The organism is Acidimicrobiales bacterium (genome assembly GCA_035531755.1).
Taxonomy (GTDB): Bacteria; Actinomycetota; Acidimicrobiia; order Acidimicrobiales; family UBA8190; genus DATKSK01.
The window spans coordinates 19637-34376 of record DATKSK010000018.1 but is presented as its reverse complement, the minus strand read 5'-3'; the positions used below and the strand labels follow the sequence as shown (position 1 = coordinate 34376).

11 protein-coding genes are annotated in these 14740 nt (G+C 75.0%); 4 read left to right on the top strand and 7 right to left on the bottom strand.

Features of this window, described 5'->3' with window-relative positions:
• Positions 1 to 85 precede the first annotated feature (85 nt).
• The 7 genes from VMV22_03900 to VMV22_03870 form a co-directional block, all read right to left on the bottom strand.
• On the bottom strand, positions 86 to 1471 hold the full coding sequence (locus VMV22_03900) for an alkaline phosphatase family protein (GenBank protein ID HUY21466.1): 1386 nt from the start codon (positions 1469 to 1471) through the stop codon (positions 86 to 88).
• Positions 1472 to 1473: 2 nt separating this feature from the next.
• Positions 1474 to 2250 (bottom strand): phytanoyl-CoA dioxygenase family protein, encoded by a 777-nt coding sequence (locus tag VMV22_03895; protein ID HUY21465.1) that lies wholly within the window; start codon positions 2248 to 2250, stop codon positions 1474 to 1476.
• Between the two features lie 7 nt (positions 2251 to 2257).
• Positions 2258 to 3697: a wax ester/triacylglycerol synthase family O-acyltransferase gene (locus VMV22_03890; protein ID HUY21464.1), complete on the bottom strand. Its 1440-nt coding sequence runs from the start codon at positions 3695 to 3697 to the stop codon at positions 2258 to 2260.
• 144 nt (positions 3698 to 3841) lie between these two features.
• Positions 3842 to 4771 carry an MBL fold metallo-hydrolase gene (locus VMV22_03885; protein ID HUY21463.1) on the bottom strand — a complete coding sequence of 310 codons (930 nt, stop codon included), beginning with the start codon at positions 4769 to 4771 and terminating at the stop codon, positions 3842 to 3844.
• Entirely contained in the window at positions 4768 to 5814 is a 1047-nt protein-coding gene (locus VMV22_03880; GenBank protein HUY21462.1) for a glucose 1-dehydrogenase, read from the bottom strand. The genes VMV22_03885 and VMV22_03880 overlap by 4 nt, the downstream gene beginning before the upstream one ends.
• A 3-nt stretch (positions 5815 to 5817) precedes the next feature.
• The gene (locus VMV22_03875) at positions 5818 to 7722 is read right to left on the bottom strand and encodes a glycoside hydrolase family 15 protein (protein ID HUY21461.1); all 1905 of its coding nucleotides are present in this window, start codon (positions 7720 to 7722) and stop codon (positions 5818 to 5820) included.
• Between the two features lie 102 nt (positions 7723 to 7824).
• A complete protein-coding gene (locus VMV22_03870; protein HUY21460.1) occupies positions 7825 to 9027 on the bottom strand; it encodes a MarP family serine protease in 1203 nt (400 codons plus the stop codon).
• A 118-nt stretch (positions 9028 to 9145) separates the two neighbouring features.
• On the opposite strand from VMV22_03870, the gene VMV22_03865 reads away from it, so the two are divergent.
• The 4 genes from VMV22_03865 to VMV22_03850 all read left to right on the top strand — a co-directional run bounded on the left by VMV22_03865 (position 9146) and on the right by VMV22_03850 (position 14605).
• Positions 9146 to 10519: an FAD-linked oxidase C-terminal domain-containing protein gene (locus VMV22_03865; GenBank protein HUY21459.1), complete on the top strand. Its 1374-nt coding sequence runs from the start codon at positions 9146 to 9148 to the stop codon at positions 10517 to 10519.
• Between the two features lie 98 nt (positions 10520 to 10617).
• Positions 10618 to 12165, top strand: a complete 1548-nt coding sequence (locus tag VMV22_03860; protein ID HUY21458.1) for an acetolactate synthase large subunit — start codon at positions 10618 to 10620, stop codon at positions 12163 to 12165.
• Positions 12166 to 12197: 32 nt separating this feature from the next.
• Positions 12198 to 12950 (top strand): 5-oxoprolinase subunit PxpA, encoded by a 753-nt coding sequence (locus VMV22_03855; protein ID HUY21457.1) that lies wholly within the window; start codon positions 12198 to 12200, stop codon positions 12948 to 12950.
• The gene (locus tag VMV22_03850; protein HUY21456.1) at positions 12947 to 14605 is read left to right on the top strand and encodes an urea amidolyase family protein; all 1659 of its coding nucleotides are present in this window, start codon (positions 12947 to 12949) and stop codon (positions 14603 to 14605) included. Before VMV22_03855 ends, VMV22_03850 begins: the two co-directional genes overlap by 4 nt.
• Positions 14606 to 14740: the final 135 nt, after the last annotated feature.

Genomic DNA, 14740 nt, shown 5'->3' with positions numbered 1-14740 from the left:
CGCCACCACCGGATCGCGCCGCCCGGATCGCGCCGCCCAGATCGGTGGTGGCCGCGGATCGGTGGTGGCCGGAGACCGCGCCGGATCAGCCCCCCTGGTTCAGCGCCGCGCAGGCGGCCACCTGGTCGGCCGAGACGGCCTGAGCGGCGGCGAGCGTGGGCGGCGACAGGAACGGTGGCCGGCGCGCCGTGAGGTCGAGGGTGTCGAGGAGGTTGCTGGCATTGGCGTCACGGTTGGAGAGCGCCGGCAGGTTCCACTTCGTCTCGAGGAGACGGAGGATCGACGTGTGGTCGTGGACGACGTGTGACACGTAGTCCCGCTTGGCCCAGGGCGACACCACCACGGCGGGCACCCGGAACCCGGTCCAGCTGTAATGGTCGCCGTCGAGCTCGGCGGCAGGGACGTCCGGGGCGATGTCGTCGGGAGGCACGGCCCGCTGCGGGGGGACGTGGTCGTAGTAGCCGCCGTGCTCGTCGTAGACCCAGATCAACACCGTGTCGGGCCAGGCCGGACCGGCCATGACCGCGTTCACCACCGAGGCCGCGAACGCCTGGCCGTTCTGGACGTCCTGCGGGTTCTCCTCCGAGGCCGTGCCGAAGTCGGGCTCCACGAGGCAGAAGCCGGGGAGCGTCCCCGCCGCCGCGTCGGAGAAGAAGTGGTCGATCTTCTCGAGGTTGGGCGCCACGGCGGCCGCCGCATAGGGGAACAGCAGCGCCGTGGGCAGGGAGCTGTAGTAGTCGAGCCACGGGATGCCGAAGTGGTCGAGCATGTCGAAGACGGTCCCGAACCCGCCCGGGCGGTTGGAGCGGGTCGCCGACACCGGGAAGGAGTCGTCGACGAGGCCGAACGCCGACCCCGCGATCAGGAACCGGCGGTTGGGGTCGGTCTGGGCCATGGTCGACGCGAACCACCGGTCGCACAGCGGGAAGGTCCGCCCCAGCGAGTAGTAGAAGGGCAGGTCGGCGCCGGTGAAGTAGGCCATCGGGTCGGTGCCCTTGGCCCGCACGAAGCCGTCGTTGCGCCCGTGGTTCCACGACTGGTGGCTCACCGCCCAGTCCTGCGAGACATGCGCGTCGGCCTGGCACACCGAGCGGGCCGGGTAGGCGACCACGGGCGTGCCGTCGGGCCCGGGGTTGGCGTTGCGGGGACGGCCCCGGGCGTCGAGGTCGAACCCGTCGCCGCGCCCGAGCATCCCGAAGTAATTGTCGAAGGAGTGGTTCTCCATCATGAGCACCACGATGTGGCGGATCTCGGGCAGCATGTCGGTCCCCGCCGCTCGCGACGGGAACGGCCGGTCACCGGCCCTGAACCGGGTGGTCGGGCCGGCGGCGCCCGTGGTGGTCGTGGAGGAGGCCGCCGGTGACGACCGGCCGCAGGCGGCCAGCAGTGCGCCCGTTCCGCCGAGGCCGGCGGCGGCCGCACCCCGGAGGAAGGTGCGGCGGGGGATGGCACCACCGGACCGCGGCTGCATGCCTAGCTCCCGTCGCGTTCGAGGACGCGGCGCGGGTGCCGGCCGTCGACGTAGCCCATGAACGGTGGGCGGATGTTGTAGCCCAGCAGCTCCTGCAGGCGCTCGGGGAGTCGGCGCACCGTGTCCCCGGGCACCGCCAGGAAGTGGTTCTCCTGGGGACGGAGCCAGGACGCCACGTACTCGAGCACCACGCCGAGGCGCGGCCGGCTCGTGGTGTTCGCCCCGCCGCCGTGCCAGAGGCTGCCCAGATAGAACAGCACCGACCCCGCCGGCATCGTGGCCGCCACCGTGGGGGTCTGCGCCGAGGGCTGCTCGGACACCCACCGGTGGCTGCCCGGGACGAGGCGGGTGGCGCCGTTGGCCTCGGTGAAGTCGTCGAGGGCCCACATGGTGTTGAGGACGACCTCGCCGTGCGGCCGCGGCAGCGGGTAGATGCCGTCGTCGTGGTGGAGGACCTGGGCGACCTCGCCGGGGCCGATCTCGATGCCGGTCGGCGCGCTGAGCTGGCAGTGGCCGAGCACCTCGTCGAGCACGCCGAGGACGAGGGGGTGGACCGCGGCGGCGTCGAGGCACCGCGTCTTGGCGAAGAGCGCGTAGGCCCGCCGCGTGCGCGCCCCCTCGAAGGGGTTGCGCCCGCCGGGCACCCCCCGGAGCACGCGCTGCAGTTCGACGCGGGTCTCCCCGAGCTCGGGCTCGGCGAGCAGGCCCTCGACGACGGCGTACCCGTCCCGGTCGAGAGCAGCCACCACGTCGTCGACCGTGGGCGCGGAGCTGCGCATGCGCCCCTCAGTCTTTCAGAGCGGCCCTCCGGAGGTCGGGGGTGCCGTGCCCGGGGCGCGCCCGGCGCCCGGCGCCGAGGGCCACGACCTCGGCGAAGCCCTCCCGCAGGCACTCGACCAGCGCGGCGTGGTCGGGCACGGCCGCGCTGTCCACGGTCACCCCGATGCAGCATGTCCCCGCGTACGAGACCAGTGTGACGTTGAGCGCCGATCCCAGGGTCGGGCCGAAGGCGAAGTAGCCGCTCGTCGGCACGCCGCACAGGTAGACGGGGAACGACAGGCCCGGGACGTTGCTGGCCAGGAAGTCGACGTGCTTCAGCATGCTCCCCACGACCCCCTGGGGGAGGAGGTTGAGCGTGCCCGCGATGGCGTTCGAGTGCGGCACGGCGCGCTCCTCGCGTGCCAGACGGCAGCGCTGTCCCATGGAACGGATCCGGTCGGCGGGGTCGAGGGCGCCGGCGGGGACCGTGAAGCGCGCCAGCGTGATCCGGTTCCCGGCGGCGGGGTCGTCGGGCGTGCGCAGGCTGATGGGCATGGTGACCCGGAGATCCCCCACGGTGGCGCCGTGGCGCTCGTGATACCGGCGCAGCCCGCCGGTGACGGCGGCCAGGAAGCCGTCGTTGACCGTCCCGCCGGCCAGGGCCGAGGACCGGCGCAGGTCCTCGAAGGGCACCGTGATCATGGCCAGGGTGCGGCCCAGGCCGCGTGCGGTCATCACCGGGGAGAGCGTGGCCGCGACGGGGGCGACCATGCGGCCGACCGAGCGCGCCGTCTCGATGGCGTCGCGCGTGCTGCGCACCGGGTGGCGGGCGACAGTGAGGGCGGCCGGGACCATGGCGGCGGCGTCCCGGCGCGCCAGCGCCGTGACCCGGCGCCAGTCGTGGGCGACGCCGGCGCGGACGAGACCGGCGGGCCCGAGCGCAGGGCTCCCGGGCGCCGGGGGCATCTCGCCCCGAGGCTCGGGGTCGGGGGAGGCGTCGAACAGCAGGAGGAGCAGCTGCATGCCCCCGATGCCGTCGGTCAGGGAGTGGTGGACCTTCATGACCAGCGCGGCCCGGTCCCCCTCGAGCTGCTCCACCAGCGTGAACTCCCACAGAGGGCGCGAACGGTCGAACCCCGTGGTGGCGATGGTGCGCGCCAGGCCGAGCACGGCATCGGGCGTGCCGGGCGCCGGGGCGGCCACCCGCCGCAGGTGCCACGTCAGGTCGAAACCCGGGTCGAACTCCCAGCGCGGCGGCGACAGCCGCCCCGGGACGTCCACCGGGCGCTGGCGGAAGCGAGGCACGAGCCGCGTGGCCCGCTCGAGCCGCTCCTGGAGGGAGTCGAACGCCGGGCCGCGATCCAGCCAGGCCACGGCGACGATGGTCGCCCGCAGGGCCGGGTCGTTCTCCATGTACCAGGAGAAGGCGTCGCTCTCTCGCATGAACGCCTCCGCCGTCCCGTCCATCTAGGACCTCCCGTCCCCGTCGTGGAAGGGGACCACTCCAGGCCCGGACCGAGGGTCCGAACCTAGGTCCGAACCTAGGGATAGTGACGGTGGCGCTCCAGAGGAGAAGGTCCCGGCCGACGGCCGGCTCCCGGGGTCCCGCGGTCAGGGCTGGGGGGGTCTCGAGGCGTCGGCGCGGGAGTCGAGCCAGCGCCGGAAGCCCGCCGCGTTGGAGTGCACGCCGTTGAGCGTGTCGAGCTTCTCCCGGTGCGCGGCGTCCACGCCCGACACGTCGCCCGCGAAGGCCGCCTCGAGGGCCCCGGCGATGTCATCGCCGGCACGCCACGCCTGCTCGGCCACGCTCGCCCACGCGCGCAGCGTCTCCTCGGCCTCGGCGAGCACCGCGGCGGGCTCGGGGAGGAGCCCGTAGTGGGCCAGGGCGAGCCCCGACGGCCGCCGCTCGGCGAAGCGGTGCAGGGAGCGCACCGCCTGGTCGAGGTCGAAGTCGGGCGGCGGCGTCGACGGGCGCAGGACGCCGGCGTCGGGCAGGCGCACACCGACGGCGTCGCCTGCGAACAGGATGCCGCTCGCCGAGTCGTGCAGGGCGAGGTGGTGCTTGGCGTGACCGGGCGAGTCCACGGTGGTGAGCACCCGGCCCGGCCCCACGCGGATCTCCTCGCCGTCGGCGAGCACGTGGATGCGCTCCGCCGGCGTGGGGTCGAGCCGGCCGTAGAGCGAGTCGAGCAGCGGCCCGTAGACGCGCGCCGCCGAGTCGATGAGCCGGGCCGGGTCGGCCAGGTGGCGCGCGCCCTTCTCGTGCACGTACACGGTGGCCGCCGGGAACGCCCGGGCCACGTCGCCGACCCCACCGGCGTGGTCGAGGTGGATGTGGGTGACCGCCACCCCGGCCAGCTCGCCGGGGCTCACCCCGAGCGCGCCGAGCGCCTCGAGCAGCGCCGGCACCGAGCTCTGGCTCCCGGTCTCCACCAGCACGGGGGCGTCCCCGTGCACCAGGTAGCCGGCCGTCACCTTCTCCCACCCCCCGAGCAGGGTGTCGATCTCGACCACCCCGGGGGCGATCTCGGTCGTCGTCACGTCCCGACCTCGATGACCACCTTGACGTCGTCGGGCCGGCGCTGCAGGGCGTCCTGCCAGTCCGCCAGGGGGACGCGCCGGGTCACGAGGCGTTCGAGCCAGGACCGGTCGGCCGCCACCAGCGCGGCCGCGGCCGCCTCGTAGTGCCGGCGGTTGGCGTTGACCGACCCCACCACGGACTGGTTCTCGAGCACCATCGAACGGTTGAGCATCCCGGCGTCCACGTGCATGGCCCGGCCGCCCGACGACACGCCGGTGAGGCAGGCGACGCCTCCGGGGCCCAGGTGCTCCATGGCGTCGAACACGAGCGACCCGACCCCGGTGCACTCGACCACGACGTCGGGGCTCGAACAGGCGTCCTCGATCTTCCCGGTGTGGTAGCTGGCACCGAGCGCCGCCACGAGGTCGGGCTTGATCCCGGTCGTGACCTGGTCGAAGACGTGCACCTCGAGCCCGCGCTGCACCGCCAGGAGCGCGGCCAGCAGGCCGATGGGCCCCGCGCCGGTCACCACCGCGTGGCGCGGCGCCCAGTGGGCCCGCCCGCCGATCCGGTCGATCTGCTCCCACGCCTTGGCCACCACGCTCGTGGGCTCCAGGAGCACGCCGAGCGCTCCCAGGCCGGGGTCCACCTTCACGGCGAAGTCGGGGTGGATCCGGTAGCGCTCGGAGCAGTAGCCGTCGTGGCCCTTGATGCCGCGCTCGGTGTACTGGCCGTTGCGGCAGAAGTCCCACTCACCCACCGCGCAGTTCTCGCAGGGCACCGGGTCGGGGCGCCGGACGATGCCCACCACGAGGTCCCCCGCCGCCACGGGTGCGCCGTCGGGCGCCTCGAGGACGCGGCCCAGGGACTCGTGGCCGAGCACCAGGCGTTCGCGACCCGGCGGCGCCCACCCGTACGCCCCCGACACGATCTCCATGTCGGTGCCGCACACGCCCACGGCGAGCGTCTGGACCAGCACCGGGCCGTCGGAGGCGGGCGGCTCGGGGACGTCGTCGAGGCGCGCCGATCCCGCCGTCATGGGCTGCACCGTCAGGGCCTGCATGGCCTAGCTCCTCTCCGGGGGTCTCCCGGCGCGGCCCGGCCGCTGCCGGCCGCCGTGCTCGGGGCCCGCCGCCCACCGCTTGCGGCCCCCGTGCAGGTGTGACCGGCGGACGGCCGGCGCGGCGTCCTGCTCGTGCATGCGGGGATGGCCGGTGAGGTTGAACGCCGCGTTGACGAGCGACACGTGCGAGAAGGCCTGCGGGAAGTTCCCCACCTGGCGGCCGGCATGCACGTCGTACTCCTCGGCCAGCAGCCCGAGCTCGTTGCGCAGGCCGAGGAGGCGCTCGAGCATGGCCCGGGCGTCCTCGGGGCGGCCGATCAGGTGCAGGCAGTCGGCCATCCAGAACGAGCAGGCCAGGAAGGCGCCCTCGCGCCCGTGGAGCCCGTCCACGTCACCGGCGTCCCCGGTGCGGTAGCGCAGGACGAAGCCGTCCTCGGTGAGTCCGCGCTCGATCGCCTCGACCGTGGAGCGCACCCGGTCGTCGGTGGCGGGGAGGAACCCCACGAGGGGGATCATGAGCAGGCTGGCGTCGAGGGCGTCGGACCCGAAGTACTGGGTGAAGGAGCCGACCGCGGCGTTGTACCCCTGCGCGCACACCTCCTCGTGGATGGCGTCGCGCACCTGGCGCCACCGGTCGAGCGGGCCGTCGAGGCCGAGCTCCTCGATGCTGCGCACGGCGCGGTCGACCGCCACCCAGGCCATGACCTTGGAGTGGGTGAAGTGCCGGCGCGGGCCACGCACCTCCCAGATGCCCTCGTCGGGCTCCTGCCAGTTGTTCTCCACGAACTCGACCAGGGCCACCTGCAGGTCCCAGGCCGACGCGCTCAGCGGGCTCCCCACGGCGCACGCCTCGTAGAGGGCGGACAGCACCTCGCCGTAGACGTCCAGCTGGAACTGGCCCGACGCGGCGTTGCCGATGCGCACCGGGGCCGAGCCCTCGTAGCCCGGGAGCCAGTCCACCACCCATTCGTCGAGCCTGCGCTCGCCCCCGGGCCCGTACATGATCTGGAGCTTCGAGACGTCCCCCGCCACCGCCCGCAGCAGCCAGTCGCGCCAGTCGAGGGCCTCGTCGTGGTAGCCGCCCCGCATGAGCGCCTGCAGCGTCAGGGTGGCGTCGCGCAGCCAGCAGTAGCGGTAGTCCCAGTTGCGCTCACCTCCCAGGGTCTCGGGCAGCGACGTCGTGGGGGCGGCCACGATTCCCCCGGTGGGGTGGTAGGTGAGGGCCTTGAGCGTGATCAGCGATCGCACCACCGGCTCGCGGAACACCCCTTCGTAGGAGCACATGGCGGCCCAGTCGCGCCACCACATCTCGGTGTCGGTGATGGCGTAGTGGGCGTCGACGGGCCGCGGCGGGGCCTCTTGCGACGGGTACCAGGTGAGCACGAAGGGGACGTGGTCGTCGCCGGCCACGGTGAACTCGGCCGCGGTCGTCATGTCCTCGCCCCGGGTGCGCACGGGCGTCCACAGGGCGAGGGCGTCGGGGCCGGAGACGGCGGCCAGCAGCCCGTCCACCCGCCGCACCCACGGGACCATCGACCCGTTCCCGAAGCGGATCACGAGGTCCATGCGCATGGCCACGCTGCCCCGCACGGACTGGACCATCCGGACCACCTGGGGGTGGTGCTCGCGGATCGGCATGCAGTCGACGAGCCGGGCCACCCCGTCGGCGGTCTCGAACTCGGTCTCGAGGACCAGGGAGTCGGGGCGGTACGCCCGCCGGACCTCGTAGTCACCCGTGGCCGGTGCGATGCGCCAGTAGCCGTGCTCGGGCGTGCCCAGGAGCTGGGCGAAGCAGGCGTCGGAGTCGAAGCGCGGGAGGCACAGCCAGTCGATCGACCCGTCGCACCCCACCAGCCCGGCGGTGTGCGTGTCGCCGATGATCCCGTAGTCCTCGATCCGTAGACCCACCGGCAGCATTCTTAGCCGGGGGCCCGGCCCGATGGCTGCCGGGCCACGCGGGCGCGGCGCCCCGGGGTACCGCCGCCGGGGGAGGGGGCGACCGGACCGCGCCTACGAGGAGAGGCAGGCCCCGGTGCCCACCGAGCCGTCGGTGGCCCGGACGCGGGCCTGGGCCTGGGCGATGTCGGTGACCACCGCCGGCATGGCCAGCGCGTACCCGACGCCGCTGTAGGTGGTCGACCGGGCGAACACGACCCCGATGACGGTTCCGTCGGGGATGCCGGCGTCCCCCGACGACACGATGGGACCGCCGGAGTTGCCGGGGTTGACCGTGGCGTCGAGCTGGTAGATCTGCCGGGTGGTCGTGGACTTCCCGTAGATGTCGAGGCCGACGGCTTTGAACGATGCCGCCACCCCGGCCTTGCCGTAGGTGAACGGGCCGCCCTCGGGGTAGCCGAGCACGACACCGGTGGTGCCCCGGGCGACGATGGTGGCGTCGATGGGGAGCGCCGGGTCGGCGAGCCCGGGCACGCGGAGCACGGCCACGTCGAGCTGGGGGTCGAACACCGCCGCGGTGGCGGGATGCCGGCCCGTGCCGTCGATGACGACCGGAGCGGCGATGCCCGCCACGACGTGCGCGTTGGTGACCACGAGGCCCGGCGCGGCGACGAAGCCCGAGCCCTCCTGGATGACCCCGCAGCCCTGCCCGGCCACCTGCACCGTCGACGGCTCGGCCCGCACGACGGCGGCACGCTCGGCCGCGTCGCTCGGCAGGGTCACGGGACCGGCCACCTCGGGGGGAAGCCCGGCGAACACCACGGGGAAGCCGTTCTGGGCGAGGAAGCGTTGCACGCCGGTGAACACCGTCGGGATCGGGGGCAGGACGTGGTCGAGGGCGCGCACGATGCGCGACTGCTGCACGGCCCGGGCGAGGCTCGGGTACCGGCTGTCGGACAGGAGGCTGGCCACCAGCCAGGTGGCGATGAGCGTGGCGACCACCGCCACGGCCACGCCGAAGGCCGAGTCGAGCGGGCCCAGGCGCAGCCGTTGCAGGAACCGGCTGGAGCGCACGCCGAGCAGGCGGCCCACGGCGCCGAGGATCGTGGCCACCCCGATGAGGACGACCAGAGCCACCAGCGTCTTGGCCGTGGTGCCCGAGGCCAGCCCGGCCAGCGACGGCGCCACCAGGGCACCGATGAACAGCCCGAGCCAGAATCCCCCGAACGACAGCACCTGCGTGGCGGCCCCGAGTCGCAGCCCGTGGATGCCCGACAGCGCCACGATCACGAGCAGCACGTAGTCGACCCAGTTCACTTCGGTAGATCCTCCCCCACGCGCGCCCTCGGTGCGACCGATCCCCGTCGGTGTGCCGCCGGACGGGGATGGGGCCGCGCTCTACAGTGGCGGTCGGACCGACCAGGAGACGCCCGCTATGGCCGAGATCGTCGAGTTGCTCGCCGACGTGGTGGGGGCCGCCAACGTCCTCGTCGGCGAGGCGGTCTCCCCCGACTACGGCCACGACGAGGCCCTGACGGCGACGGCCAGCGCGCCGCTCGCCGTCGTCCGGCCCGGCACCACGGCCGAGGTGTCCGCCGTGCTCAGGTTGGCCGACGAGCTCCAGCTCCCGGTCACCGCCCGGGGCAGCGGCACCGGGCTCTCGGGCGCGGCGATCTCCCCGGCGGACGGGATCCTGGTCTCGTTCGAGCGGATGGACCGAATCCTCGAGATCGACCTCGACAACCACGTGGCCGTCGTCCAGCCCGGGGTCACCCTCGACGAGCTCAACCGGGCCGCCGCCGAGCACGGGCTCGTGTACCCGGTGTTCCCGGGAGAGGCCGGCGCGTCGCTGGGGGGCAACGTGGCCACCAACGCCGGCGGCATGCGGGCCATCAAGTACGGGGTCACCCGGCACCACGTCCTCGGCCTCGAGGCTGTGCTCGCCGGGGGCGATGTCATCCGCACCGGGGGCAAGTTCGTGAAGAACTCCACCGGGTACGACCTCACCCAGCTCATCGTGGGGTCCGAGGGCACCCTGGCCTTCGTCACCGAGACCACCCTGAAGCTCCACCCCCGGCCCGGGCACGCCGCCACCGTCCTGGCCCCGTTCACCACGCTGGAGCAGGTCACCGCGGCGGTGCCCCGCATCGTCGCCCACGGCGTCGGCCCGCTCATCCTGGAGTACGTCGACATGATCACCATGGACGCCATCACGGCCAACGTGGGGCTCGACCTGGGGATCCCGGCGGCCGTGCGCGAGGGGGCGCTGGCCTATCTCGTGATCGTGCTCGAGGACGCCCACGAGGACCGCCTCGACGACGACGTGTCGTCGCTCGGCGAGCTCCTGGTCGAACTGGGGGCGATGGAGGTCTACGTGCTGCCCGCCCAGGCCGCCACCCAGCTCATCAGCGCCCGCGAGAAGGCGTTCTTCGTGGCCAAGGCGGCGGGCGCCGACGACATCGTCGACGTGGTCGTGCCCCGGGCGGCCATCCCCGCCTACATGTCGGCCGTCGCCGAGGTGGCCGCCACGCACGGCGCCCTGATCACGGGATGCGGGCACGTGGGTGACGGCAACGTCCACCTGTCGGTGTTCCAACCCGACCCCGACCGGCGCGCCGAGGTGCTGCGGGCGGTCTTCCGGGCGGGGATGGGCCTCGGCGGGGCCATCTCGGGCGAGCACGGCATCGGCACCGAGAAGAAGAAGTACTTCCACGAGATGGAGGACCCCGTGAAGCTCGGCCTGATGCGGGCCATCAAGCGGGCCTTCGACCCCCATGGGATCCTCGGGCCCGGAACCCTGCTCGACTGACCACGCTGCCCGACCGACCACGCTGCCCGACTGACCACGCTGCCCGACCGACCACGCTGCCCGACCGGGGGAGGCCGACCGACCATGGGACCAGGACGATGAACGGCGCACAGGCTCTGATCAGGTCACTCGTCGGCTGTGGTGTCGACGTGTGCTTCATGAACCCGGGAACCTCGGAGATGCACTTCGTGGCCGCCCTCGACGACGTCCCCGAGATGCGGGCCGTCCTCGGGCTGTTCGAGGGGGTCGTCACCGGGGCCGCCGACGGGTACGGCCGCATGGCGGGCGGGCCGGCGGCCACGCTCCTGCACCTCGGGCCCGGGCTCGGCAACGGGATCGCCAACCTGCACAACGCCCGGCGGGCGCGCACCCCGGTCGTCAACGTCGTGGGTGACCACGCCACCACCCACCTGAAGCACGACCCGCCCCTGGCGTCGGACATCGAGAGCCTCGCCCGCCCCGTGTCGCGCTGGTTCCGGGCGGCGTCGTCCCCCGGCGACCTGGCCCGTGACGCCGCCGACGCCGTGCAGGAGGCGTTCGGCCCCCCGGCCGGCGTCGCCACCCTCGTCGTCCCCGCCGACGTGTCGTGGGAGGAGGCCGGGGACCCGGTGTCGGCCCGTCCCGGCCCGGTGCTGCGGACGGTCGCCGACGACGCCGTGGCCGAGGCCGCCCGCGCCCTGCGCGGCGGTGCGCCCACCGTGTTGCTCGTGGGCGGGGCCGCCGTGCGCCGCCGCGGCCTCGTGGCCGCCGGGCGGGTCGCGGCCGCCACGGGCGCCCGGCTGCTGTGCGAGACCTTCCCGGCCCGTCTGGAGCGCGGGGCCGGCATTCCCGCCGTGGAGAGGCTCGGCTACCTGGCCGAATTCACGATGGCGCAGCTCCAGGGGGCGCGGCACCTCGTGCTGGCCGACGCGGCCGCCCCCGTGTCGTTCTTCGCCTATCCGGGGGTGCCGGGCTACCTGGTGCCCGACGGCTGCGAGGTGCACACCCTGGCCACCGGCGCCGACGACGTCGTCGGCGCCCTGGAGGCGCTGGCCGACGAGCTCGGGGCGCCGGCCGACGGCGCCCTCCGGCCCGAGGCGGCCCGACCCGACCGACCCACCGGCGCGCTCGACGCCCAGACCCTGGCGGCCGCCATCGGCGCCCTGCTCCCCGAAGGCGCCGTCGTGAGTGACGAGGGCAACACGTCGGGCATCTTCGTGGCGGGCGCCACCGCCGGCGCCCCGCCCCACGACTGGCTGTGCCTGACGGGCGGGGCCATCGGCCAGGGCCTGCCCGTGGCCACCGGGGCGGCGGTGGCGTGCCCCGACCGGCCCGTGCTCAGCCTGGAGGCCGACGGCAGCGCCATGTACACCCTCCAGGCCCTGTGGACCCAGGCCCGCGAGGGCCTCGACGTCACGACGGTCGTCCTCGGCAACGGCTCCTACGCCATCCTCGAGCTCGAGCTGAGCAGGGTGGGTGCCACGGCGCCAGGCCCGCTCGCCCGGGGGATGCTCGACATCGGTCGGCCCGACCTGGACTTCGTGGCCCTGGCGTCGGGGATGGGTGTGCCCGCCACCCGGGCCACCACCGCCGAGGAATTCGCCGACCAGCTCGAACGGGCCCTGGCCACCCCCGGCCCGGCCCTGGTCGAGGCCGTCCTCCGCTGACCCCGGCGCCGCCTTCCGCCGGCGCGGCCGCGGTGCCGTCGGTCGACCTCAACGCAGACGTGGGCGAGGGCACGGGCGCCGGCGGGGACGACCACGCCCTGCTCGGCCTGGTCACGAGCGCCAGCGTGGCGTGCGGCTTCCACGCCGGCGACCCCTCGACCATGCGCCGGACCGTCGAGGAGGCGGCCCGCCGGGGGGTGGTGGTCGGCGCCCACCCGTCGTACCCCGACCGCGACGGCTTCGGCCGCCGAGCCCTCGACATCGCCCCCGCGCGGGTCGCCGCGGACGTCCTCTACCAGGTGGGAGCGCTCGACGCCCTGGCCCGGGCGGCGGGCACGCGAGTCCGCTACGTGAAGCCCCACGGCGCCCTCTACCACCGCATGGCCGACGACGAGGCCTGCGCCCGGGCCGTGGTCGAGGCGGTGCGCGACGCCGGCGACCTGGTGCTGCTGGCGCCGGCCGCGCCCATCCCCCTCCACGTCGCCCGGACACTGGGGGTCCGGGTCGTCACCGAGGCCTTCGCCGACCGCGCCTACCTGGCCGACGCCCGCCTGGCGCCCCGGACGACCGCCGGGGCGGTGCTGACCGACGCCGGCGAGGTGGCACGCCGGGCGGTGTCCATCGCCGTGGCCGGACGGGTGACGGCGGTCGACGGGACCGAGGTGGAGGTGGCGGCGGGGTCGATCTGCGTGCACGGCGACATGCCCGGTGCCGCCGCCCTTGCCCGCGGCGTGCGCCGCGCCCTCGAGGCGGCCGGGGTGGTGCTGGCCCCCTTCGTGACGTGACGGCTTCCGGGCCCCGGGACCGGACGGGGCGCCCCGGGCGGGGTGGGCGGCCGGGTAGGCCGGATCGGCCCGTACGCGCGTTCGGGGACACCGCCCTGGTCGCCGAGGTCGAATCGGTAGCCGAGGCGCACGCGTTGGCCGCCGCCCTGGCCCGGGGCCCGGCCCGGCCCGGGGTGGAGGACGTCGTCGTCGGTTACCGGTCGGTGACGGTGGTGGCCGACCCGACCGTGGCCGCCCTCGAGGCGCTCGAGGACGAGCTCGCCACCACGCCGGCACCGGTCCCGGCCGGGGTGGCGGGGCGCGTGGTCGAGGTGCCGGTGGCCTTCGACGGCCCCGATCTCGCCGAGGTGGCGGCCCGAGCCGGCATGGTCCCGGCCCAGGTCGTCGAGCACCTGACGGGGACGCCGCTCCCGGTGGCGTTCCTAGGGTTCCTGCCCGGATTCGCCTATCTCCACGGGCTGCCCGCGGCCCTGGCCGGCGTCCCGCGTCGCTCCTCGCCGCGGGCCGCGGTCCCCGCCGGGTCGGTGGGCGTCGGGGGCGGGTTCGCCGGCATCTACCCCCGGGCCTCGCCGGGCGGGTGGCAGCTCGTGGGGCGGACCGGCTTCGTGCTCTTCGACCCCGAGACCCCCCCGTTCGCCACGCTCGGCCCGGGCGACACCGTCCGGCTGCGGGCCGTGGACGATCCCGGCACGGTGACACCGCCGGCCCGGCCCCCGCTGCGCTCGGCGGCGGCCCGGACCCTGACGGTGGAGGCGCCCGGCTTCGTCTCGACGGTGCAGGACCGCGGGCGGGTGGGGGTCGCCGCCCTGGGCGTGCCCCGGGCCGGCGCCGCCGATCCCTTCGCCCTGCGCGCCGGGAACCGGCTCGTCGGCAACGACGACGCCTGCGCCGGCATCGAGGTCACCGCCCTGGGCCCGTCGCTGCGGTTCTCGGCGGCGTCGCACGTCGCCGTGGTGGGCGGCGCCGCGGCCACGGTGGACGGCCGGTCCGTGTCGGTCGACGCCGTGGTCCCGATCTCGGCGGGCCAGGTCCTCACAGTGACGAAGATGCTCGACGACCTGCGGGTCTATGTCGTGGTGAGCGGGGGCGTGGACGCCGCGCCCGTCCTCGGCAGCCGCTCCTCGGACGTGCTCGGCGCCGTGGGCCCGGGGCCGCTGCGGCCCGGCGACGTCCTCGGGATCGGCCCGCCGGCACGACCCCGGGGGCGCATCGTGCGCACCGGCGGACGCCGGGCCCGGCGCCTCCTGCGCGTCGTGCCCGGCCCCGACGACTTCGGCGACGCCGGGGTGGCGCAGCTGGCCGGGACGGAGTGGCGGGTGGCGGCGGCCAGCGACCGGGTGGGGGTGCGCCTCGACGCCGACAGGCCCCTCGACCCGCCTGTCCCCGGCATCGCCTCGCGCGGCGTGGTCACCGGGGCCGTCCAGGTGCCCGCCGACGGCCGCCCGGTGGTGCTCCTGAACGACCACGCCACCGTGGGGGGGTATCCGGTGGTGGCCACGGTGGTGAGCGCCGACCTCGGCCAACTGGGGCAATGCCGTCCCGGCGACCTGGTGCGGTTCGAGCCCGTGGACGGCGGCACCGCCCGCGCCGCCCGGGCCGCGGCCGAGCGCGCCCTGGAGCGGGCCGTGGTGGGGTGGTACCCGGTGCAGAGCTGACTCCACGGGACGGCGGGTCGGGGACGGGGGGGCCGGTCGAGCGGCACATTCGTGCTCGGCGACCTGCTCCTTCACCAATCGGGCGTCGCGTCCCCTGCGGATCATGGGGCCGGGCATCCGGGGCGTCCCGGGCCC